Here is a 21497-nt window from a genome sequence, read left to right as displayed (position 1 = left end):
AAGATGGGGGCGATCAAACTCTAGCTCGGCCCGGCATTCGCAAGAACGTCGACCTGCCATTTCACGATCCGTCCCCCATCGCCGGAGAAGGATGGCCGTCCTCTCCGGCGCTTCTTTATCTCAACAAAAAGCGTGGAAATCATAAGACAAGCCATTTCCGATCTCCCACCTGTGATGTGCAGGTGGAAATCTCCCATGCGGGCGTTTTCACCCTGTTCGGCTGAGCGTGAACGGGGAAGAAAACTTCGACAAGCCGCCGCTAAATCGGTGTTAAATCCGTCTTTCCCAAATGCTATTCTGCCAACGGCGGTCCAAAGCTGGAGGCTTTCTGTGCGCATCAGGATGCTAGGCGGTCTCGAGGTTATCTCCGGAGAGGGCCGGCAAGTCCGCTTCGCCACGCGCAAGACGTCGCTGCTGTTTGCGGCTCTCGCCCTGGCAGGCCGCCGCGGCTGTCGCAGGGAGGTGCTTTCGGAAGCCTTCTGGCCGGGGCGAAGCGATGAGCAGGCCCGCAACAGCTTGCGGCAGGCGCTGGTCGATATCAGGCGGTCGTTCCCGGCAAGCAGTGACGCCACCACCTATATCGAGGGGGATCAGGAGACGGTGGCGCTGATTGTCGCTCCCGATGAAGTCGACATTTCACTCTTCGACCGGAAGCTGGGGACGGGCTCGAGCGCAGATCTCGCCTCCGCGGCGGATCTCTACCGCGGCGACCTGCTTGAGGGCGAGTCCATTCCGGATGAGTTGGGTGAGTGGTTCGCACCTTACCGGAGCACATATCAGCGCAAGGCGCTGCAGCTCGTGGAACGTTTGAGCCTTGCCCTCTTCGAACCAGGTTCCGCGGAAGAATTGCCCTGCGAAGCGCTTGCCGCGAGACTACTCGCCTCCGACCCGACGGCGGAGGCTGCCCACAGGGCGCTGATGCGGATCCACGCTCTCCGCGGCCACGAGAACATGGCCTTGCGCCAGTTCGAGACCTGCCGGGCTCTCCTGAAGAAGCATCTGGACGTCGAACCCGAAGCGGAGACCTCGTCTCTGGCCGCCACGCTGCAACCGCGGCAGCGACCCGGTGATCGGCGGGCTGCGGCCGCAGTCGAGCCGCAGCTGCAAGTCTTCTCAGCCCCGGCCAAGCATCATGACCGTCCATCGGTTGCGGTGCTGTCCTTCCAAAATTTGAGCGGCGATGCGGAACAGGACTATTTTGCCGACGGCATCGTGGAGGATATCACGATCGCTCTCGCGCAGTTCCGCCACCTCTATGTCATCGCCCGCAATTCGAGCTTCACCTACAAGGGACAGGCCGTCGACATAAAGCGGGTCGGGCGCGAGCTGGACGTGGACTATGTGGTCGAGGGGAGCGTGCGCCGCGCGGGCGACCGGCTTCGTATCGCCGGACAACTCATCGACACCTCGACCGGCGCGTATCTCTGGACAGACCGTTTCGACGGGACGCTGGCGAACCTGTTCGATCTGCAGGATCAGATTGCATCGAGCATTGTTGGCGCAATAACGCCGAAAGTGGAAGAGGCGGAGATCGAGCGCGCCAAACGCAAGCCGACCGAGAGCCTTGACGCCTATGACTATTATCTCCGCGGGCTGGCGGCCTTCGACCGGACGGTGACCAACAGATCGGTCGTCGACGAGGCCCTGCGGCTGTTCACGAAGGCGATTGAGCGCGATCCGGATTTTGCCATCGCCCATGCCCGGGCGGCGCGCTGCTATGCGACCCGGAAGAGCAACGGCTGGATGGTTGATCCCGGCACCGAGATTGAAGAAGCGACCCGATTGGCGAGAAGAGGCGTCGGACTCGGCTGGGACGATGCAGTCGCGCTCTCCTACGGGGGATATGTGCTCGGTTATGTCGGCGGCGATCTCGATGAAAGCGCTGCTTGTATCGATCGGGCCCTCTTCCTCAACCCGAACCTCGCCATTGCCCTGGGCGTCAGCAGCTGGGTGCGAGCCTGCCTGGGCGAGCCGGACAAGGCCATCGAACACGCCGCTCTGGCCATGCGCCTGAGCCCCTTGGATCCGCGCCTGTTTGCCTGGCAGTTCAACACTGGGCTGGCTCACTTCTGCGCCGGTCACTACGACGATTCCGCCGCCTGGGCGGCAAAATCCCTGCGCCACCAGCCGAACTACCCGAGCGCGATGCGTGTGATGGCGGCGGCCCACGCCATGGCCTGGCGGAGCGCGGAAGCAGGGGAAACGATTGCGCGACTGCACCTGCTGGATCCGGCGCTTCGGCTTTCGAATCTCGCCGACATTCTGCCACCGTTCCGGCGGCCGGATGACCGCAACCGCTATATCGAAGCCCTTCGTATGGCCGGATTGCCGGAGTAGGCATGCGGCGAAGGAGTTCAATCCGATCTTTGCCGAAGTCGGCCGCATGATTGTCGAGATGGTTTGAGGGAGGAACATGCGAACGGTAGGATCGACAGATCTCCGGTGCGCCCGGAAAACTCCTCCCCAACCCCTCCCCACAAGGGGGAGGGGCTCACCCGCAGCGGGATTTTGCCACTAACATATGCCGCCACATGCTGAGGCGTCGGGGATGAATTTCGACGGTGCAGCAGAGTAGTCTCTCCCCCTTGTGGGGAGGCGAAGGGGTTTTCTCCGAGGTCAGTGTTTTCCTTATACCGTTCAATCGCGTTTGAATGCGGCTCAAGGCCCTGCCTCTCCCATCACGGCAGCGTGTAGGCGATCACATAATCACCGGGCTTGGTGCCGACCGAGCCGTGGCCGCCGGCGACCATGACGACATATTGCTTGTTGTCGTCGGTGGTATAGGTCATGGGCGTTGCCTGGCCGCCGGCCGGAAGGCGCGCCCGCCAGAGCTCGCGTCCGTTCGTCACGTCGTAGGCGCGAAGATAATTGTCGACCGCCGCACCGAGGAAGGCGACGCCGCCCTTGGTCAGCATCGGTCCGCCGATGCCGGGCACGCCGACCTTGAAGGGCAGCGGCAGCGGCGTCATGTCGTGGACCGTGCCGTTCTTGTGCATATAGGCGATCTTGCCGGTGCGCAGATCGACGCCGGCGACATAGCCCCAAGGCGGCGCCTGGCAGGGGATCTGCATCGGCCCGAGGAAGGGACCCATGAAGACACCGTAAGGCGCGCCGTCATTGCGGTTGAGCCCCTGTTCGCTGCCCTTCTCGTCCTGGCCTCGCGGCGGAATGTCGGCCGCCGGCACCAGGCGCGAGGTGAAGGCGAGATAGGTCGGCATGCCGAACATGATCTGCCGCTCCGGATCCACCGCCACCGAGCCCCAGTTGAAAGTGCCGAAATTGCCGGGGTAGACGATCGTTCCCCCGAGAGACGGCGGCGTGTATCGGCCCTCATAGCGGTAGCGGTGGAAGTCGATACGGCAGAGGAGCTGGTCGAACAGCGACACGCCCCACATGTCCTTTTCCTTCAGCGGCTCGGGCGAAAAGGTGAGGTCGGAGATCGGCTGCGTCGGCGAGGTATGATCGCCGGTGACCGCGCCGCCGGGCGCCGGGATTTCCTTGACCGGGATGATCGGCTCGCCGCTGCGCCGGTCGAGCACATAGAGATCGCCCTGCTTCGTCGGGCCGACGAGGGCAGGAACCACGCTGCCGTCGGGTTTGGTCAGGTCGATCAGCGCCGGCTGGGCCGGCACATCCATGTCCCAGAGGTCGTGATGCACCGTCTGGCGCACCCAGCGCAGCTGGCCGCTGGCGATATCGAGCGCAACGATCGAAGAAGAGAATTTCTCGACATTGTCGCTGCGGCCGATGCCGATCTGGTCGGGCACCTGGTTGCCGAGCGGGATATAGACCATGCCGAGCGCCTCATCGACGCTGAAGACCGACCAGCTGTTCGGCGAATTGGTCGTATAGGTCTGGCCATCGGCGATCGGCGTCGTTACGTCCGGGTTGCCGGAGTCCCAGTTCCAGATCAGCGCGCCGGTCCTGACGTCGAAGGCGCGGATGACGCCGGACTGCTCCTCGGTGGAATAATTATCGTTCACCGCCCCGCCGACGATGATCTTGCCGGCCACCGCGACCGGCGGCGAGGTCGAATAATAATAGCCGGCCGGATTGAAGCGCATGCCGGTTTCCAGATGCAGCACGCCCTGATCGGCAAAGCTGGTGCAGATCTTCCCGTCGGCCGCATCGAGCGCGATCAGCCGGGCGTCTGAGGTCGGCAGATAGACGCGCTCGGCGCAGGGCTGGCCGGCGGCGACATCAGGATCGGCAAAATAGGTGACGCCGCGGCAGGTCTGGTGCTGCCGGTTGGGATTCATGCCCGAATTGGCGTCGTATTTCCATTTCTCCTTGCCGGTCTTGGCGTCGAGCGCAATCGCCCAGTTATGCGGCGTGCAGAGATAGAGCGTGTCCTTCACCTTCAGCGGCGTCACCTGATAGGTCGTCTCGCTGATATCCTCCGGCCGTTTGACGTCGCCGGTCTGATATCGCCAGGCTTCCTTCAGAGTCGAGACATTCTCGACATTGATCTGGTCGAGCGGCGAATAGCGCTGGCCAAAGGGCGTGCGGCCATATTGATGCCATTCGCCGTCGGGCACGTTCCCGCCGAGGGCGGGGGTGGCGGCGGCCGCATCCTTCGGCAGATCGCCGGCCAGATCGTGCGGGTCCGTCGTCATCGAATAGACGGCGACGAGGATGGCGAGAATGACTGGCACGGCGAGCGGCCATGGATTGGCGCCGTAGGTGATGCCGGTCGGGCTGCGAAAGCCGAGCGGCCGGCGGATCCACGGCGTCAGCAGCCAGAGGCCGAGCAGGATGATGACGCCGCCGCGCGGACCGAGTTGCCACCAGTCGAAACCGACCTCCCAGACCGCCCAGGCGAGCGCTGCGACGACGAGCACCGCATAGACCCAGAGCGCCGCCGCCTTGCGCATTAACAGTAGTCCGGCGGTGATGAGGAACATCAGGCCGGCAAACAGATAGAAGATGCTGCCGCCGAGCGTGATGAGCCAGAGCCCCCCGCCACCGAGCGCGACCCCGATGATGATGAAGAGAATGGAGGTGATGACGAGCGCCATAAGGCTGTCTCCCGCTTGGGTTAGCCGGGTGGGGGATCAGCGGAAAAGTACCGCCGGTCAGGCAGATAGAGCGAGGGAGATGCTATTCAACGGCTGCATTTGCCGCAGGCGGGTGTCACGGTACGGTTGTATTGAAGCCGCTTACGTCCCGCAGAAAGTCTGCAGCACCCGTTCCTCCGGCTTCGGAGGTTCCATATAGGCGGTGAAATCCGGCTGGTTTTCGTAGGGCTTCGACAGCACGGTCAGCAGCGCCTCGAACAGCGAGAAATCGCCGCGCTCGACCGCGGCCTCGAGCGCCTGTTCGACCCGGTGATTGCGGGGAATGAAGGCTGGATTGACGCGGCGCATGGCGCTGGCGCGTTCGACCGCCGTCTGCGGATCGCGCGACAGTCTCTCGCGCCACTGCATCAGCCAGGGCCGACAGGCCTCCGGTTCCCGGAAGCTCCTGGCAAAAGCGGGCTCCGCGCCGTCGTCGCCGGCAAGATCGGCGAGCCGCCGGAAGGCCAGGGTGAAATCGGCGCCCTGCGCCTGCATCAGCGACAGCAGCGCCTGGACGAGGTCGAGATCGCCGTCCTCTTGACCGGCAAGGCCGATCTTATCGCGCATGCCGGCCAGCCACGCAGCCTGGAACCGCTCGCCATAGGCCCGGATCACCGCATTGGCCTTGTCGACCCCCTTGTCCGGCTCGGTATCGATCAGCGGCAACAGCGTTTCGCCGAGTCGGGCAAGGTTCCACTGGCCGATGGCCGGCTGATTGGCATAGGCATAACGGCCATGCTGGTCGATCGACGAGAACACGGTCGCAGGGTTATAGACATCCATGAAGGCGCAGGGGCCGAAGTCGATCGTCTCCCCGGAAACCGTCATATTGTCCGTGTTCATCACGCCATGGATGAAGCCGACATGCAGCCAGCGGGCGATCAGCGCCGCTTGGCGCTCCGCGATTGCCGAGAACAGCGCGAGATAAGGTTCTTCGGCCGCCTTCAGTGCGGGATAGTGCCGGTCGATCACATAGTCGGCGAGGGCCCGCACACCGTCGGTGTCGCCTCTCGCCGCGAAATACTGGAAAGTGCCGACCCGGATATGGCTTGCCGCGACCCGGGTGAAGACGGCGCCTGGCAGCACCTCTTCGCGATAGACCGGGTCGCCCGTCGTCACGGCCGCCAGAGCCCTGGTGGCGGGAATGCCGAGCGCGAACATCGCCTCGCTTATGATGTATTCCCTGAGCACCGGTCCGATTGCCGCCCGCCCGTCGCCGCGCCGCGAAAAAGGCGTCGGTCCGGCGCCCTTCAGCTGGATGTCGAAACGATTGCCGCTGCGGTCGACCACCTCCCCGAGCAGGATCGCCCGCCCATCGCCGAGCTGCGGCGAGAAGCCGCCGAATTGGTGCCCGGCATAGGCCATCGCCAGCGGTTCGGCCCCTTCGGGAACGAGATTGCCGGAAAAGATCGCCGCGCCGTCGCGACGCAGCGCGTCGACGTCAAGCCCGAGCTCGGCGGCCAGCGGCTCGTTCAGCTTGATGAGCCAAGGTTCGGTTACCGGTGTCGGCGTTTGCGGCGCAAAGAAGCGCTCGGGCAAGCCGACATAGCTGTTGTCGAACGGAAAGGCCGCGCCGGACCGGATTTTCTGCGGGGTCGAGGTCATTGTTCATAGGTAGGGCCGGGGTGCCCCGCGCGCAAGCCGGTCTTGCGGCCGGATCGATCGGCCGTCACGCAGATCGCGCCGATGCAAGGAATCGTGATCCGCTTTTACCTCTCGTCAAAGCTGCTTTGCCATAAAGGACATAGCCCCGCCATGATCTCGGGCGTATAGCAGATCATCTCCCCTTGGCCCTGCGCCATGTCATCCCCGCGGCCTTGCTGCTTCCTCTGCTCCGCCGCGCCACCGTGAGTGATTCCGGACGATGTCGGATCAGATTTACCAGGCGCCGATGGTTCGGCGCGCCGCGCCCAATTTCCGGGTGATCGCGATGATCGTCGCGAGTGCGATGCTGATGGAAAATATCGATGCGACCGTGCTGGCGACCGCGCTGCCCACCATGGCTCGCGATTTCGCTGTCAGCGCCCCGGCCATGTCGATCTCACTGACCTCCTATCTCCTCAGCCTGGCGATCTTCATTCCGGCCAGCGGCCGGATGGCCGACAGTTTCGGTTCGCGCACCGTCTTCAGGGCGGCGATTGCCGTCTTCGTCATCGGCTCCATTCTCTGTGCGCTCGCGCCGAAGCTGCCCTTCCTGGTCCTGGCCCGGCTGCTGCAGGGCATGGGCGGCGCAATGATGATGCCGGTCGGCCGGCTGGTGCTGATGCGCAGCGTCGACCGCAAGGATATGGTCAGCGCCATGTCCTGGCTGCTGGTGCCCGCGCTGATCGGCCCGATCGTCGGCCCGCCGCTCGGCGGTTTCATCGTTACCTATCTTGACTGGCGCTGGATCTTCTACATCAACGTGCCGGTCGGCATTATCGGCATGATCTTCGTCTCGATCTATATCGACGAGGTGAAGGGCAAGGCGGCCGGCCCCTTCGATACGATCGGCTTCATCCTCTCTGGCATCTCGCTCGGCTCGCTGCTCTTCGGCTTCGAAATGTCGAGCCATGAAGGCGAGGGCGCTTTCTCGATCTTCCTGATATCAGCCGGCCTGCTCTTCGGCCTCGCCTATCTCAGGCATGCCCGCAGGCATCCATCGCCGATCATGGATTTTTCGCTGATGAAGGTGCCGAGCTTCGGCACCTCGGTCATCGCCGGTTCGCTGACGCGCATCACCCAGGGTGCGCAGCCTTTCCTGCTGCCGCTGCTCTTCCAGATCGGCTTCGGCCTGTCGGCGGCTGCGGCCGGCCAGATCGTCATATCAACCGCGCTCGGCGCGCTCGCCATGAAACCGATGGCCCGGTTTGTTTTCAGGCGGCTCGGCTTCCGCAGAAGCCTCGTCGTCAACGGCATTCTCGGCACGGCCGGTTATGCCCTCTGCGCCGCCTTCCGGCCGGATTGGCCGATGCCGCTGATTTTCGTCGTCCTGGTGCTCAGCGCCTTCTTCCTGTCGTTCCAGTTCACCGCCTACAACACCATCGCCTATGACGAGATCGAAAAGGAGCGGATGAGCTCGGCCACCAGCTTCTACACCACCTTTCAGCAGTTGATGCTGTCGCTCGGCATCTGCATCGGGGCCTTGGCGCTGCACGGTTCGATGGCCTTCAACAATGTCGAAACGCCGTCGCTGGTCGATTTCTCCACCGCCTTCATCGTCGTCACCATCATCTCGATCACCGCTACCGTCTGGAACCTGCGTTTCTCGCCGACCGCTGGCGAGGAGATCAGCGGCTATAAGGCCAAGGTGCCTGGAGAAACAAAGGCTTGACGCGCGTCGCTTGAATCAAATTCTGAGCCAGCCTTCAGTCCTTATCCTCCATGTCAGCCGCCATTTCCGCGAGCTTGCGCACGGTGTTGAGATTGCGCGAGGTCCCGGGCTTCAGCGCCGGCAGCTTCAGTTTCGAGCGGCCGGACCCATTGGGATAATGCACATAGATCTCCCGTCCGGCCAGCTTCGCCTCCTCGCCATCGGGCGCCACCATTTTGTCAAGCGCATCGCCGGACGCCTTTTCGGGCAGGAAGTAGACGAGCAGGAAACTCGGCTTGGCATCGGGGAAGGGCGCGTCGGCGGCAATCGCCTCGAGTTCTTTCCGGCTGCGCACCATCACGCCCGGCCGCTTGCCCATCTTCTGTCCGAGCGCCGCGTCGAGCTTTTCCTCGACTGCCGTTTCGGACGCATCCGAGCGGAACAGCACATTGCCGCTCTGGATGTAGGTTTTCACGTCGGTAAAGCCGAGGCCCTCGCAGATCGATCTTAGTTCAGCCATCGGCAGCGACCCGGTGCCGCCGACGTTTATGGCGCGGAGGAGGGCGATATAGACGGGCATTTCTGTCTCCTGGGCTGTGCCGTGTGGCATGCCCCAACCCTCACATCTTCCCCGCCACCTTGATCGCAAACGCATACTCGAACGCGATCTCTTCCAGCCGCTGGAAGCGCCCCGAAGCGCCGCCATGGCCAGCGTCCATATTGGTCTTGAGCAGGATCGGCGCTTCGCCGGTTGTCTTGTCGCGCAGTTTCGCCACCCATTTGGCCGGTTCCCAATAGGTGACGCGCGGGTCCGTCAGGCCCCCGAGCGCCAAGATCGGCGGGTAGGGTTTTGCGCCGACATTGTCATAGGGCGAATAGGCGGCGATCTGCTCGTATTCTTCCTTGCTGTCGATCGGGTTGCCCCATTCCGGCCATTCCGGCGGGGTGAGCGGCAGAGTGTCGTCGAGCATGGTGTTGAGCACGTCGACGAAGGGAACGGCGGCGATGATGCCTGCGAACTTCTCCGGCGCCATGTTGGCGACGGCGCCCATCAGCATGCCGCCGGCCGATCCGCCCTCGGCGATGATCTTCGCGTAAGAGGTGAACTTCTGTTGATTCAGATAATCCGCCGCGGCGACGAAGTCCTTGAACGTGTTCGTCTTCTTGTCCATCTTGCCGTCTTCGTACCAGGCAAAGCCCTTGTCCTTGCCGCCGCGGATATGGGCGATGGCATAAACGAAGCCGCGGTCGACGAGCGACAGGCAATTGGTGTTGAAGCCGGCCGGAATGGTAATGCCGTAGGCGCCATAGCCGTAGAGCAGGCAGGGTGCTGAGCCGTCGAGCGGCGTATCCTTGCGATAGAGCAGGGTGACCGGTACTCTCTCGCCGTCCCAGGCCGGGGCGAAGACGCGGCGGGTGACGTAGTCGTCGGGATTGTGGCCGGAGGGCACTTCCTGCGTCTTCAACAATGTGCGCTCGCGCGTCACCATATTGTAGTCGTAGAGCTGCGACGGCGTCGTCATCGAGGAATAGGAGAACCGGATGACATCCGTATCGTATTCCGCCGCGCCCGAAAGCCCCAGTGAATAGGCTTCTTCGGCAAAGGCGATCGCATGTTCCTCGCCGGTCGCCCGGTCGCGGATCATGATCCGCGGCAGCCCGTCCTTGCGCTCCAGCCACAGGAGGTGGCGGGCATAGGCCATGTGGCTGATGATCAAAGTCCCGGGCTTATGGGCGACGACTTCGCGCCAGTTTTCCTTGACCGGATTGTCGACCGGCGCTTCCATGATCTTGAAATCCTTGGCGCCGCCGTCATTGGTCAGGATGTAGAAGACATCGCCGCCTTCTGTCAGCGAATATTCGATGCCTTCCTCGCGCGCAGCCACCAGGTTCGGCTCGGCCGTCAGGTCCTTGGTCGACAGCAGCCGGTATTCGCTCGTTTCATGGTCGTGAATATCGATATAGATGAAGTCGTCGAGCAGCGAGCCGCCGACGCCCATGAAGAAGCCGGCATCGGCTTCCTCATAGACCAGCCGGTCTTCCGACTGCGGCCGGCCGACAATATGGTGGAAGACTTTCGACGGCCGGTGGTTCTCGTCGAGCGCTGAATAGAAGAAGCTCTTGCCGTCTGGCGCCCAGACGCCGCCGCCGCCGGTATTCTCGATCCGGTCCGTAAGATCTTCCCCGGTCGCGAGATCGCGCACCTTCAGCGTGAAGAACTCCGATCCCTTGTCGTCATAGCCCCAGATGCCGCGGCTGTGGTCGCTCGAATGGTCGAGGCCGGCGAGGCGGAAATAGGCCTTGCCGGCGGCTTCTTTGTCGCCGTCGAGCAGCACCGTGCGGATCGTCTCGTCGGCAACGTCGCCGTCACGGGGAATGCGGAAATAGCGCGGCTGTTCGCCGCCGGTGACATAGAACGTGCCATAGGCATAGGCGCCATCCTTCATCGGTACCGAGCTGTCGTCTTCCTTGATGCGGCCGCGCATTTCAGCAAACAGCGCTTTCTGCAGCGGCTTGGTGTCTTCCATCGCTGCGTTCATATAGGCGTTTTCGGCTTCGAGATGCCGGCGGATCTCGGGGTCGAGGATCGACGGATCCTTGAACATCGCCTGCCAGTTATCGGCGCGCAGCCAGGCATAGTCATCCGTGCGGGTAATGCCGTGGCGCGTATCGGAGAGGGGCTTTTTCGGTGCGGCGGGCGGTGTCGGCAGGCTCTTGAAAACGGACAAGGAATTGGCTCCGGTGGGAATGTCGGGTTGGCAAGAGATAGAGGCGCGCCGTCGCCGGATCAAGCGGCTAGGCTGTGCCAGGGGTGCAGACGGCCTTCCAGAGCCGAGGAGACGGCACCGCTCGCCCTGCCTTGATGTCACCACAATATTTAAGGAGGTCCGCTATCACAGAGCGAATTTTGCACGTGCCCAGCCCCCGGCAAGCCGCCGGTGGCAGGATGAAGACTGTACAACAGTAAGGGATTTCCTCCGCAATGCCGAAACGCCTTCTCCTGTTTGTATCCCTGGCCGGCTTGGCTGCCCCCGCTTTTGCCGTCGACCCGGCCATCAAGAAGCAGCTGGAAAAACTTGATCCCTCCACCCGCCTGGAACAGAGCTGCGACACGGAAGCGATGAGCCGGATCAACAATGACAGCACCGGCTTCAAGCCCGACAAGGTGATCGCCTATACCTTCAAGGACCCGATCGCCGGCGACAATTCGCTGCAGGCGCCGGGCGCGGTCTTCCGCAGCAAGGGTGATTGGTATCATCTTTCCTACAATTGCATCACCGGCCCGCAGCATATCAACGTGCGCGAACTCGACTATCAGATCGGCGAGAAAGTGCCGCGCGAGAAATGGGACAAATATTATCTCTACGATTGATGCTGCTGCATCCGTCCGGGCTACTACGGTGACATCCGGCCACATGGCGGTATGCAAAAATACCCGCTAGAATTGCCGGATCGAACCTTAGAAGCCCTGATATGAACCGCATCCTCGTCGTTTCGGCGTTCCTTCTGGCCGCGATCTCAGCCGCATCGGCGGACGAGTTGTCGTTGGCGCCGCCAGCTGCTCCGCTCTCGAAGGCGCCGGCGATCAAACTTGTCGAGCCGCATCTGCATATCGCCCGTTCCAACATAGCGGGCCATGCCCGCATCGCGCTCACCTTCGACGCCTGCATGGGGCAGGCGGACGAACGCATCCTTTCGACTCTGGTGCGCGAGCGCATTCCGGCAACGATCTTCGTCACCGCCCGCTGGCTGAAGCGCAACCCGCAAGCCCTTGCCGTCTTCCTGCAGAATCCCAATCTCTTCGAGATCGAAAACCACGGCGAGAACCATATTCCGGCCATCGATACGCCGATGTTCGTCTATGGCATTGCCTCGGCCGGCTCGCCGCAGGCGGTGAAGCAGGAAGTCGAAGGCGGCGCCGCCGCCATGGTCGCATCCGGCATTCCCGCACCGCACTGGTTCCGCGGCTCCACGGCCAAATACGATCTTCCTGCCATCGGCGAGATCCGCGCCATGGGCTATCGCATCGCCGGCTACTCGGTGAACGGCGACGGTGGCTCGCTGCTCGGCGCTGTCATCACCGAAAAACGCATCGCCTCGGCCAAGGACGGCGATGTCGTCATCTCCCACATCAATCAGCCGACCCATGCGGCCGGGGAGGGAGTGGCAAAGGCGCTGGTTGATCTCAAGATGAAGGGCGCGGAGTTCGTTCGTCTGGAGGATGTCGAGGATATGGGCGACGACAAGACGACGGAATAGAGCTGCGGTTGAAGGTGTACCGTGTGGCACGGCACAATAGCCAAAGCGAAGCCTCTACCGCAACGCATCCCCAGTCCCCAACCTATCGTCACCAAACCGCCGTATCCCTGGTCCTTCCCGGTCGAGCGCGAAATCCTCGAACCAGTCGCGATGAATCCCAGCAATCATCGCCCCGACCATCTGGGCGGCGAGATAGGAGAAGGTGATGCCGTTGCCGCCATAGCCGTGGGCGGCGAAGACATGCGGCATCCCGGGCGTCGGGCCGATCAGCGGCAGGCCATCGGCCGTTTCGCCGAAGGTTCCGCCCCAGGCATGGGCGATGCGGGTATCGACTCTCGGCCATAACCGCTTCATCTTCTCCTGGACGGCGCTGATCTTGGCCGGCAACTTTCGGTCCCGCGCTGCGGCATCGGTCGTACCGTCGTCCTCGCCGCCGGCGACGATGCGATTGTCCGCGGTCGTGCGCATGTAGAGGTAGGGATGGCTGTCCTCCCATAGCAAAGCCCTGTCGCGCCAGAACGTGGCGGGGTTCTGCGGCACGGTGGCGAAGGCCCAGCTCGAACGTGTGCGGTGCAGTTTCGGCATGTCGAGGCCCGGCATCGAATAGCCGGTCGCCAGCACGACATGCCGCGCCTCGATGACATAGGCGCCGTCCGTCTCCGCCGTCACGCGATCGCCTTCGCTGTGCAGTGCGGTCACGGAGGCGCTGACCGGCTGCGCGCCGCGCCTGATGGCCATCGCGATCAGCGCCCAGGTGAGCAGCAGCGGATCGGCTTCCGCCGAACCCGGCGAATAGATCGCTCCATCCCGATCGAGCTCGAATTGCGTGAAGAGATCGGGATGTTCGAGATAGACGCCGGGCAGGCCCGCCCGTCGGCGAAGCTGGCGCTCTTCCCTGAGGTCGCGGGCGCCTTCCAGATTGCAGGCGAGATAAAGCGTGTTGCGCGGCCGGAAGCCGCAGGCCACTCCGTTCGCTGCGATCAGCTTCGAAAGACCGGCGACGGCAGCGGCGCTGCGGCGATAGATTCCCGCCGCTCGTTCGAAGCCGTAATAGGCCTCGAGCTGTGTGAGCGTGCTGTCGATTTCCCATTGCAGCATCGCGGTGCTGGCGGCGGTGCTGCCGAAGCCCGGCTCTTCCCGGTCGATGATAACAACGGAAAAGCCACGCGCCGTCAGATGATCTGCGATCAGCGCGCCGGTGATGCCGCCGCCGATCACCGCGACATCGGTCGAAAAGCTCTGCGCCATCGGCCGCCATTGCGGACGTATGGCATTCTTTCCCCAGAGCGAATGGCCGCTGACCATCTGGTCATGATCGGATTCGTCGAGATCGAGATCGGACGCCACTTATGTCTCCTCGCGTGATTACTTCGGCAATTGCGGCTGCGGTTTTTCCTCGATCAGCAGTTCCTCGATGATGGTCATGACGATCAGCGACAGCGGCAGCGCCAGCATTGCGCCGACGGCCCCCCACATCCAGGTCCAGAACAGGATGGCGAGGAAGACGATAAAGGGATTGATTTCAAGCCGCCGCCCCATCACCGCCGGGAAGATCAGGTTCTCCATGACGAGATGCACCGTGAAGAAGGCGGCCGCCGGCACCAGACCGACGATGAAGCCGTCATAGGTGATGATCCCGGCGATCGCGACGGAAAGCGTCATCAGCGTGATGCCGAGATAGGGGATGAAGCTCGACAGGAAGGCGAAGAAGCCCCAGAGCACCGGCGCCGACAGCCCACTTGCATAGGCGATGACGGTCATGACGACGCCAAGCCCGACATAGATCAGCGAGGCGGTGGCGAAATAGAAGCCGAGCACCTGCTCGACGCCATTGATGACGCGGATCGCCGCCAGCCGCTGCGGGCGGGTGCGGAAGGTCATGATGATGGTCTTGCGCAGATTGACGCGGCTGGCAAGAAAGAGCAGCAACGCGGCGAAGAAGATCAGCCCCTGTATCAGTGCCGGCGTCAGGCTGGTTGTCACCACATGCAGCACGTTGCCGGTGTTTTCGAGCAGCGCGCCAATCGACATCGGCCCGCTTTCGAATGTCGCCGGCGTGATGTGCAGCCATTCGATGCGCTCCAGATAGGGCATGATGCGGCTGATCATCCGCTCGATGAAGGCGGGGGCTTCGTTCGCAAGCGTCGCCAGCGGATCGGCAAGCGAACTGACCAGCAGGACGATGACCAAAGCGACTCCGCTTGAAAGAAGGAAAGCGTTGGCAAGCCTTGGCACACCCATTTTGCTGAGGTTTTCAGCGGCGAGGCCGAGGATCATGCCGACGACGACGGCAAGGGTGACCGGAATAAGAATCAGCGACATCATGTAGACGGCGGCAAGGCCGAGGATGGCGAAAATGCCGATGATCGCCCAGGCCATGCTGATGTCGAGCCCGTCCTTCTCAAGCCGATGCACCGGCGGCGACGGCAGTTCCTCCGCTGCCTCCTGCAACGACTGAGCCCAGGCGCTGGTTTGGCGTTCGCCGATGGCGATCTTCTTTGCGTGTTTGCGGATGCCGTTGGCGATGCCCATGTGGTGAGGTCCCCGAAGCCCCATTGCTTCGCCACAAAAACGCGCTGATGCGGTTCCGGTTCCGCGGCCATGGCGCTGTCGTAAAGACATCAGTCCGCCTGCAGGCAAGGGCGCTGATCGCGGAAGTGTCCGCTCCTTCTTCGGCTCGCGCCGATTTGATCCTGCCGCCGGAACAACCTCGCAGGCGCTGGCGTTCGGTCTCGGAAGGAGAGTGCTCATGATTGCAGATCCCGATCAGACGAAAACCACCGAGACCTATTCGACCGATCCCCCTTATGCGGACGAGGCGAGGTTGAAAGCCGCCGATCAGCGGCGTTGGTGGGTCTGGACCGTTCTTGCGGCGGGCGCGGCAGTTCTCATCATTGCCGGCGTGAGCGTTGCGATCTGGCCAAACCCCGGCAACAATGATCCGACCGCGACGGCTTCGACCAGGCCGGATCCGATCAACACGCAGCCCTCCGGTCCCGGCGCCTTCAACAACGACCCGGCCTCCGGCCCTGCACGACCGCCCGAAGCGACAGACCGGTCGCCAACGCCGAGCGGAAACGGCGGCGGACCGACGCAGGTGACGACGCCATCAGGAACCGAGAAGGTCCAATAGCACAGGCTCAGGACGAAAGCGTCAGGCCGATGCCCCAGGGATCTTTGAGGAAGACGCCGCCATCGCGCTTCTCGCTGTTGATCTCCAGCGCGTCGAACCTGGAGACCGCCGCGTCGAGCGTCGCCTTATCGTTGAAACGGATCCGGTAGTCGGAAAGCCCGGTCATATTGTCGGCGCGGGCGGTGGCGCCTCGGCTGTTCCAGATGTTGGCGGCGAGATGGTGGTGATAACCGCCGGTCGCAAAGAAGCTCGCGCCGGGATAACGGGCCATCAGCTTGAGGCCGAGCACGTCCCGGTAGAAGGCGTCGGCCTGCGGGATATCGCCGACCTGCAGGTGCAGATGGCCGATCGCCGTTCCCTCAGCCATGCCGTCCCAGCGATCACTGGGCGCGCTATCGTAGAGCGCCTGCAGGTCCAGACGCCGCGTCGCCATTTCGACCATGCCGTCCTGGTGGAATTTCCATTGCTCGTGCGGCCGGTCGGCATAGATTTCGATGCCGTTGCCCTCGGGGTCGGAAAGATAGATCGCCTCGCTGACGAGATGGTCCGAGGCGCCGTCGAGCACGACATTGTTGTGGGCGGCTTGACGCAGCCAGCGCGCCAGTTCGGTGCGATCGGGCATCAGGAAGGCTGTGTGGAAAAGGCCTGCGGCATTCCGTGGCGCGACTGTCGCGTCCCTTGCCGTCGTCAGCGTCAGCAGCGGATGACCCCCGACCCCCAGCACTTCGCCGCTCGTCGTCTTCTCGATGACCTTCAGGCCGAGCATCGACTGATAGAAGCCGGAAACCAGGCCGAGGTCGGTAACGACGAGATGCGACTGGTCGATGTGAGCAGGCCGCGTCAGCGCATAGGATGTTTCTGTCATCAATGGGTCTCCTGCCTCTGCAGTTGAAGCGTACCGGCGGTGGCGGCAATCATGCCGCCCGTGGCAAATCCGAGGAAGTCTCGCCGGTTCATGCGCCTGGTCTCCTCGGTTGCCGTACTTGATCTCTATATGGTCTATCCAGATTGTTCACAGAAGGCTTGTTTTTGAGGATGAAGCGTTGAGCAGATGTTGACGATGACCTGCACCGGCTTGATCGGAGTCAATGCGCCCGTATCTTCATCTGAGCAAGCTTATGCATCTCAGTCATGGAGGGAAGCCATGTACAGGAAAATCATCGTGGCGATCGCGCTCGGCAGCCTCGACAGGGGAGAGAACATTCTCCGCAAGGCCGCCTCGCTGCTCGACGCGGGCGGCCAGATTGTCGCGCTCAACGTCGTCGAGGATGTGCCGACCTATGTTGCGATCGAACTGCCAGCCAATATGCTCGAGGACGCCATGAAGGACGGCCGCGAGAAGCTGGAAGCGCTGGTCGCCGCAACCGGGATCGCGGCGACGATCGACATCCGCAACGGCCCGCCGGCCAAGGCCATCATCGCGGCCGCCGAAAGCTACGGCGCCGACCTCATCATCCTCGCCTCGCATATTCCGGATTTTTCCAACTATTTTATCGGCGCCACGGCCGACCGCGTCGTACGGCACGCCAAGTGTTCAGTGCTGGTCGAGCGGCAGAAGATCTGAATCTTCGCCGCTCCATTTTCGAGTGCTCTTCCCAGTCGTCGAGGCGGGGCAGACCTCGCGCGGTCTGTCACGAAGATTTACTGCCCGCGCGATGCGCCGCAGTTGCGCCCCCGCCAGTTCGGTGCGACCATCGCAATCGGGTACGAAACGGGTTGGCGTGCATGGCCGAGTTCAACGGCATTCGCTGGGCTTACGACAGATACGAGTTGATCGCCGACGGCATCGTCCATGGCGTCGGTCTCGTGTTGGCGCTGATCGGCGCCACCGCTCTGATCTTTTACGCCACGGTTTGGAGCTCCCACGGCGCGCTCGCCGCCGCCTGGATCTATGGCGTCGGACTGGTGCTGACGCTTGCCATCTCCTTTTCCTACAATGTCTGGCCGGTCTCGCGCACCAAATGGTTCCTGCGCCGCTTCGATCATTCGGCGATCTTCATCCTGATCGCCGCCACCTATACGCCATTCCTCGAGCGCGGCGCCGACGATCCGCTGCTCTTCTTCATGCTGGTGGCGATATGGCTGTTCGCTGCCGTCGGCATCGTCCTGAAATGCGCCTTTCCCGGGCGCTACGACCGTCTCGCCATCCTGCTTTACCTCGCCATGGGCTGGAGCGGCGTGCTGGTGGCGGGGCCCGTCGCCGCGCGCATTCCCTCCGCTTCGATGCTGCTGATCATTATCGGCGGCGTCATCTATTCACTCGGCGTCATCTTCCATGTCTGGGAGAAACTGCGTTTCCAGAACGCCATCTGGCACGGTTTCGTCGTCATTGCAGCGGCCGTGCATTATTCCGCCGTCTTCGCTTGTTTCAGCCTGCCAATGCCGGGCTTCTGAGCTGCGGCCTGCCCGAGACCGTTCCACAAGCCTTTCTCTGCCGTATCAGCCGTTTACATCTTTCGAACTGCGGCGTATGCCAACCCGCGCAGTCAATCCGAACCGGGTCATCATGACAGACGCCGTCCTCCTCCGCGACGCCACCGAAGCCGATCTTCCCGCCATCCGGGATATCTACAATCATGCCGTCGAGCACACGACGGCGATCTGGAACGAGACGCTCGTCGATCTCGAAAACCGACGGGAATGGCTGAGCGCGCGCAACGGCCGCGGCTTTCCGGTCATCGTCGCCGACAAGTCGGGTAAGGTCGCGGGCTATGCCTCCTATGGCGACTGGCGCGCCTTCGAGGGCTATCGCCACACGGTCGAACATTCCGTCTATGTCGAGAAAGATCATCGCAGCGCCGGCATCGGCGAGGCCCTGATGCGCGAATTGATTGCGCGTGCGGCGGCCGCCAATATCCATGTGATGATCGCCGGCATCGAGGCCGACAACACCGCCTCGATCCGGCTGCACGAAAAGCTCGGCTTCCGTATTGTCGGCAGATTTTCCGAGGTCGGCACCAAGTTCGGCCGTTGGCTGGACCTCACCTGCATGGAGCTTCGCCTGCCCGGCGAGGCCGATTGACCTACTTGCTCGGGCAAGGCCGACGGAGGATGAGCGCTCGCCGGACGGAGTGACCGGCAAATCATTGCCGGAGCGGTCACTATCTTTTTATTGTATTCTGAGCTGTGTAGAAAAGAGAGGCCGCCTGCTTCGCGAGAGGCGGCGTGATAAGCGTCATGGAGTTCAACAGTTCAATGGTAATGTATAGATCGCCGCTCGGCCTCCTTGCCTTCCTTCTTCTCGCCGCTGCTCCGATTTCCTCGCGTGCTGCCGATTGTGGCAGCACGGCCTCGCCGAAGCTCGACTGGCAGGAATGCACGAAGAAAAACCTGATGTTGCAGGGCAGTGACCTCCAAGGCGCCAATCTCTTCAGCACCGATTTCTCGCTGACCGATCTCAGCGGTTCGAATTTCAAATCCGCCAATCTGGAAAAGGCGAGCTTGGTGCGGGCCTCGCTTGAGGGGTCACATGCCGAAGGGGCCAACTTCGCCAAGGTCGAGGCCTATCGCGCCAGCTTCGCCAATATTGCCGCCGAAGGCGCTTCCTTTGCCGGCGCCGAGCTGCAGCGCGCCAATTTTGCCGGCGCCCGGCTCTCCGGCGCGAGCTTCGAAAAGGCCGAACTCGGCCGCGCCGATTTCGACAAGGCGGTGCTGACGGGGGTGAAATTCTCTTTCGCCAATCTCTCCCGCGCTGACCTTTCCCACGCCACCTTCGAAGGCCCGTTAATCTTCGAGCGCGCCTTCATGTTCTTGACTCGCATCGAAGGCCTCGACCTCTCGGCTGCCGCCGGGCTCGAACAGGCACAGATCGACCTCGCCTGCGGTGACGCCTCGACCAAACTGCCCGCCGGCCTCTCGGCGCCGCCGACATGGCCTTGTCCGGCTGAGCACGAGTGATTACCAGGCGACACTATACGCCTATGGCAACACGCACGTCTCTCTGGGATGGTTCGGTTCGACTTAGTGGAGTTTGAACTCGCCCATGACGCGGCGCCACTCGTTCGGCCCGATCAGCCGCTGGTGGGTGTAGCGAACAGAATGCAACGGCCCGTCGAGGGAGGACTGCCAGAACTCGAGAAACTTATGCATCTCCGGAAAGTCCGGGGCAAGATCGTAATCCTGCCAGACATAGGTCTGCAGCACGGATTCAAAATCAGGAATGCGATAGAGGATATGTGCAGTGGTCAGCCCATAGCCGTTCAGCTGACGTTCCAGATCTGAGGAAAATCGCATACTTCATCTCCGTTTCGTGACGCTCGAAAGGTGGCGCAAAATTTTGCAGCCATCAACGGATTTCTGAAACGCGTCCACCGTGTTTATTGTTCCTTTACAGGATGTTAGCAGCCACTTCGCACGAGTGCTAATTTTTTTATGGCGCCCTCTTGAAATGGAAAAACCGCAAAACCAGATCATTGCGCGCAGAACGCTCGATCGAGGTTTTGCACCCGCCCGGACTGGTCATCCGGTCCGGCCAGGGGAATAACATCACTATTGTTTGTCCATTGGAGGAAAACATGTCGTTCCGACCGCTTCATGATCGCATTCTCGTCCGCCGCGTCGATTCCGAGGAAAAGACCAAGGGCGGCATCATCATTCCCGACACTGCCAAGGAAAAGCCGCAGGAAGGCGAGGTCATCGCCGTCGGGCCCGGTGCACGCAACGAGGCCGGCCAGATCCAGGCGCTCGACGTCAAGGTCGGCGATCGCGTTCTGTTCGGCAAGTGGTCCGGCACTGAGATCAAGATCAACGGCGAGGACCTGCTGATCATGAAGGAAAGCGATGTCATGGGCATTATTGAAGCCCAGGCGGCCGAAAAGATCGCCGCCTGAGGCATGTCCGCGCATGAGTCAAAAAGCTGCCTATTGAAGGAGTGAAAGAATGGCTGCGAAAGAAGTGAAATTTCATAGCGATGCCCGTGAACGCATGCTGCGTGGGGTCGATGTGCTGGCCAATGCCGTGAAGGTGACGCTGGGCCCGAAAGGCCGTAACGTCGTGATCGACAAGTCCTTCGGCGCGCCGCGCATCACCAAGGACGGCGTTTCGGTTGCCAAGGAAATCGAGCTCGAAGACAAGTTCGAAAACATGGGCGCGCAGATGCTGCGCGAAGTCGCATCGAAGACCAACGACCTCGCCGGCGACGGCACCACGACTGCGACGGTGCTCGCCCAGGCGATTGTCAAGGAGGGCGCCAAGGCGGTCGCCTCCGGCATGAACCCGATGGACCTGAAACGCGGCATCGATCTCGCCGTCGACGCTGTCGTCGCGGAACTGAAAACTAACGCCCGCAAGATCTCCAACAATTCCGAAATTGCCCAGGTCGGCACGATCTCCGCCAATGGTGATTCCGAGATCGGCCGCTACCTTGCCGAAGCAATGGAGAAGGTTGGCAACGAAGGCGTCATCACCGTTGAAGAGGCCAAGACTGCCGAAACCGAACTCGAGGTGGTCGAAGGCATGCAATTCGACCGCGGTTATCTGAGCCCCTATTTCGTCACCAATCAGGACAAGATGCGGGTCGAACTGGAGGATCCCTATATCCTCATTCATGAGAAGAAGCTCTCGAACCTGCAGTCGATGCTGCCGGTTCTCGAAGCCGTGGTTCAGTCCGGCAAGCCGCTCCTCATCATTGCTGAAGACGTCGAAGGAGAAGCCCTTGCGACCTTGGTCGTCAACAAGCTGCGCGGCGGCCTGAAGATCGCTGCCGTCAAGGCGCCTGGCTTCGGCGACCGCCGCAAGGCCATGCTTGAAGACATCG

General features: G+C 62.2%; 21 protein-coding genes. 12 read left to right on the top strand and 9 right to left on the bottom strand.

Going from position 1 to position 21497, the window contains the following annotated elements; all coding sequences use genetic code 11:
- On the top strand, window positions 1-224 hold a 224-nt coding region (locus tag HJC00_RS31735), incomplete at its 5' end, for a hypothetical protein (protein WP_221165184.1).
- 106 nt (window positions 225-330) lie between these two features.
- Window positions 331-2337, top strand: coding sequence for a BTAD domain-containing putative transcriptional regulator (locus tag HJC00_RS31730; protein WP_221165183.1), 2007 nt, complete (start codon window positions 331-333; stop codon window positions 2335-2337).
- Window positions 2338-2678: 341 nt separating this feature from the next.
- On the opposite strand, the gene HJC00_RS31725 is transcribed toward HJC00_RS31730, so the two are convergent.
- Both HJC00_RS31725 and HJC00_RS31720 read right to left on the bottom strand, forming a co-directional pair.
- Window positions 2679-5018, bottom strand: a complete 2340-nt coding sequence (locus HJC00_RS31725; protein WP_221165182.1) for a glucose/quinate/shikimate family membrane-bound PQQ-dependent dehydrogenase — start codon at window positions 5016-5018, stop codon at window positions 2679-2681.
- Between the two features lie 141 nt (window positions 5019-5159).
- Complete coding sequence (locus HJC00_RS31720; RefSeq protein WP_210628624.1) at window positions 5160-6662, bottom strand: YdiU family protein; 1503 nt, start codon at window positions 6660-6662, stop codon at window positions 5160-5162.
- Between the two features lie 259 nt (window positions 6663-6921).
- On the opposite strand from HJC00_RS31720, the gene HJC00_RS31715 reads away from it, so the two are divergent.
- Complete coding sequence (locus tag HJC00_RS31715; RefSeq protein ID WP_221165181.1) at window positions 6922-8370, top strand: MFS transporter; 1449 nt, start codon at window positions 6922-6924, stop codon at window positions 8368-8370.
- Window positions 8371-8404: 34 nt separating this feature from the next.
- Here the strand turns inward: HJC00_RS31715 and HJC00_RS31710 are convergent, their stop codons facing one another.
- Window positions 8405-8929, bottom strand: a complete 525-nt coding sequence (locus HJC00_RS31710) for a DUF1697 domain-containing protein (RefSeq protein WP_221146861.1) — start codon at window positions 8927-8929, stop codon at window positions 8405-8407.
- A 40-nt stretch (window positions 8930-8969) separates the two neighbouring features.
- On the bottom strand, window positions 8970-11078 hold the full coding sequence (locus HJC00_RS31705; protein ID WP_221165180.1) for a S9 family peptidase: 2109 nt from the start codon (window positions 11076-11078) through the stop codon (window positions 8970-8972).
- Window positions 11079-11332: 254 nt separating this feature from the next.
- Between HJC00_RS31705 and HJC00_RS31700 the strand changes: the two genes are divergently transcribed.
- Together HJC00_RS31700 and HJC00_RS31695 are read left to right on the top strand one after the other, a co-directional pair.
- Window positions 11333-11722, top strand: a complete 390-nt coding sequence (locus HJC00_RS31700) for a DUF930 domain-containing protein (protein WP_064801273.1) — start codon at window positions 11333-11335, stop codon at window positions 11720-11722.
- Between the two features lie 101 nt (window positions 11723-11823).
- A complete protein-coding gene (locus HJC00_RS31695; RefSeq protein ID WP_221165179.1) occupies window positions 11824-12609 on the top strand; it encodes a polysaccharide deacetylase family protein in 786 nt (261 codons plus the stop codon).
- 54 nt (window positions 12610-12663) lie between these two features.
- Here the strand turns inward: HJC00_RS31695 and HJC00_RS31690 are convergent, their stop codons facing one another.
- Together HJC00_RS31690 and HJC00_RS31685 are read right to left on the bottom strand one after the other, a co-directional pair.
- A complete protein-coding gene (locus HJC00_RS31690) occupies window positions 12664-13956 on the bottom strand; it encodes an FAD-binding oxidoreductase (protein WP_210628619.1) in 1293 nt (430 codons plus the stop codon).
- Window positions 13957-13974: 18 nt separating this feature from the next.
- Window positions 13975-15141 carry an AI-2E family transporter gene (locus tag HJC00_RS31685; protein ID WP_210628618.1) on the bottom strand — a complete coding sequence of 389 codons (1167 nt, stop codon included), beginning with the start codon at window positions 15139-15141 and terminating at the stop codon, window positions 13975-13977.
- 217 nt (window positions 15142-15358) lie between these two features.
- Between HJC00_RS31685 and HJC00_RS31680 the strand changes: the two genes are divergently transcribed.
- A complete protein-coding gene (locus HJC00_RS31680) occupies window positions 15359-15742 on the top strand; it encodes a hypothetical protein (protein WP_221146863.1) in 384 nt (127 codons plus the stop codon).
- 7 nt (window positions 15743-15749) lie between these two features.
- Here the strand turns inward: HJC00_RS31680 and HJC00_RS31675 are convergent, their stop codons facing one another.
- Both HJC00_RS31675 and HJC00_RS31670 read right to left on the bottom strand, forming a co-directional pair.
- Window positions 15750-16610, bottom strand: a complete 861-nt coding sequence (locus HJC00_RS31675; protein ID WP_221155550.1) for a VOC family protein — start codon at window positions 16608-16610, stop codon at window positions 15750-15752.
- Window positions 16607-16699 (bottom strand): twin-arginine translocation signal domain-containing protein, encoded by a 93-nt coding sequence (locus tag HJC00_RS31670; RefSeq protein ID WP_221146865.1) that lies wholly within the window; start codon window positions 16697-16699, stop codon window positions 16607-16609. Before HJC00_RS31670 ends, HJC00_RS31675 begins: the two co-directional genes overlap by 4 nt.
- Window positions 16700-16886: 187 nt before the next feature.
- On the opposite strand from HJC00_RS31670, the gene HJC00_RS31665 reads away from it, so the two are divergent.
- The 4 genes from HJC00_RS31665 (at window position 16887) to HJC00_RS31650 (ending at window position 19639) form a co-directional block, all read left to right on the top strand.
- Window positions 16887-17306, top strand: a complete 420-nt coding sequence (locus HJC00_RS31665) for a universal stress protein (protein ID WP_210628614.1) — start codon at window positions 16887-16889, stop codon at window positions 17304-17306.
- Between the two features lie 161 nt (window positions 17307-17467).
- Entirely contained in the window at window positions 17468-18136 is a 669-nt protein-coding gene (locus HJC00_RS31660) for a hemolysin III family protein (RefSeq protein WP_210628613.1), read from the top strand.
- A gap of 76 nt (window positions 18137-18212) precedes the next feature.
- Window positions 18213-18764, top strand: coding sequence for a GNAT family N-acetyltransferase (locus HJC00_RS31655; protein WP_405047663.1), 552 nt, complete (start codon window positions 18213-18215; stop codon window positions 18762-18764).
- A gap of 173 nt (window positions 18765-18937) precedes the next feature.
- On the top strand, window positions 18938-19639 hold the full coding sequence (locus HJC00_RS31650) for a pentapeptide repeat-containing protein (RefSeq protein WP_221165178.1): 702 nt from the start codon (window positions 18938-18940) through the stop codon (window positions 19637-19639).
- Window positions 19640-19702: 63 nt separating this feature from the next.
- On the opposite strand, the gene HJC00_RS31645 is transcribed toward HJC00_RS31650, so the two are convergent.
- Entirely contained in the window at window positions 19703-19975 is a 273-nt protein-coding gene (locus HJC00_RS31645) for an usg protein (protein WP_168294277.1), read from the bottom strand.
- 281 nt (window positions 19976-20256) lie between these two features.
- On the opposite strand from HJC00_RS31645, the gene groES reads away from it, so the two are divergent.
- Together groES and groEL are read left to right on the top strand one after the other, a co-directional pair.
- A complete protein-coding gene (gene groES / locus HJC00_RS31640; RefSeq protein ID WP_210628610.1) occupies window positions 20257-20571 on the top strand; it encodes a co-chaperone GroES in 315 nt (104 codons plus the stop codon).
- A 49-nt stretch (window positions 20572-20620) separates the two neighbouring features.
- The coding region (gene groEL / locus HJC00_RS31635) for a chaperonin GroEL (RefSeq protein WP_221165177.1) at window positions 20621-21497 on the top strand (877 nt) is incomplete at its 3' end.

The sequence above is a fragment of the Rhizobium sp. NLR22b genome, assembly GCF_019685295.1.
GTDB lineage: Bacteria > Pseudomonadota > Alphaproteobacteria > Rhizobiales > Rhizobiaceae > Rhizobium.
The sequence above is the reverse complement of the archived record's forward strand: the minus strand, read 5'-3'. Positions and strand labels throughout refer to the sequence as shown.

What these genes read in the sequence shown, in the direction of transcription:
- HJC00_RS31710 (WP_221146861.1), bottom strand. Translation starts at nt 8,929, where the DNA reads ATGCCCGTCTATATCGCCCTCCTCCGCGCCATAAACGTCGGCGGCACC.
- HJC00_RS31665 (WP_210628614.1), top strand. Translation starts at nt 16,887, where the DNA reads ATGTACAGGAAAATCATCGTGGCGATCGCGCTCGGCAGCCTCGACAGG.
- HJC00_RS31650 (WP_221165178.1), top strand. Translation starts at nt 18,938, where the DNA reads ATGGTAATGTATAGATCGCCGCTCGGCCTCCTTGCCTTCCTTCTTCTC.
- HJC00_RS31660 (WP_210628613.1), top strand. Translation starts at nt 17,468, where the DNA reads ATGGCCGAGTTCAACGGCATTCGCTGGGCTTACGACAGATACGAGTTG.
- HJC00_RS31695 (WP_221165179.1), top strand. Translation starts at nt 11,824, where the DNA reads ATGAACCGCATCCTCGTCGTTTCGGCGTTCCTTCTGGCCGCGATCTCA.
- HJC00_RS31655 (WP_405047663.1), top strand. Translation starts at nt 18,213, where the DNA reads ATGCCAACCCGCGCAGTCAATCCGAACCGGGTCATCATGACAGACGCC.
- HJC00_RS31645 (WP_168294277.1), bottom strand. Translation starts at nt 19,975, where the DNA reads ATGCGATTTTCCTCAGATCTGGAACGTCAGCTGAACGGCTATGGGCTG.
- HJC00_RS31700 (WP_064801273.1), top strand. Translation starts at nt 11,333, where the DNA reads ATGCCGAAACGCCTTCTCCTGTTTGTATCCCTGGCCGGCTTGGCTGCC.
- HJC00_RS31725 (WP_221165182.1), bottom strand. Translation starts at nt 5,018, where the DNA reads ATGGCGCTCGTCATCACCTCCATTCTCTTCATCATCATCGGGGTCGCG.
- HJC00_RS31680 (WP_221146863.1), top strand. Translation starts at nt 15,359, where the DNA reads ATGATTGCAGATCCCGATCAGACGAAAACCACCGAGACCTATTCGACC.
- HJC00_RS31685 (WP_210628618.1), bottom strand. Translation starts at nt 15,141, where the DNA reads ATGGGCATCGCCAACGGCATCCGCAAACACGCAAAGAAGATCGCCATC.
- HJC00_RS31670 (WP_221146865.1), bottom strand. Translation starts at nt 16,699, where the DNA reads ATGAACCGGCGAGACTTCCTCGGATTTGCCACGGGCGGCATGATTGCC.
- HJC00_RS31720 (WP_210628624.1), bottom strand. Translation starts at nt 6,662, where the DNA reads ATGACCTCGACCCCGCAGAAAATCCGGTCCGGCGCGGCCTTTCCGTTC.
- groES (WP_210628610.1), top strand. Translation starts at nt 20,257, where the DNA reads ATGTCGTTCCGACCGCTTCATGATCGCATTCTCGTCCGCCGCGTCGAT.
- HJC00_RS31715 (WP_221165181.1), top strand. Translation starts at nt 6,922, where the DNA reads ATGTCGGATCAGATTTACCAGGCGCCGATGGTTCGGCGCGCCGCGCCC.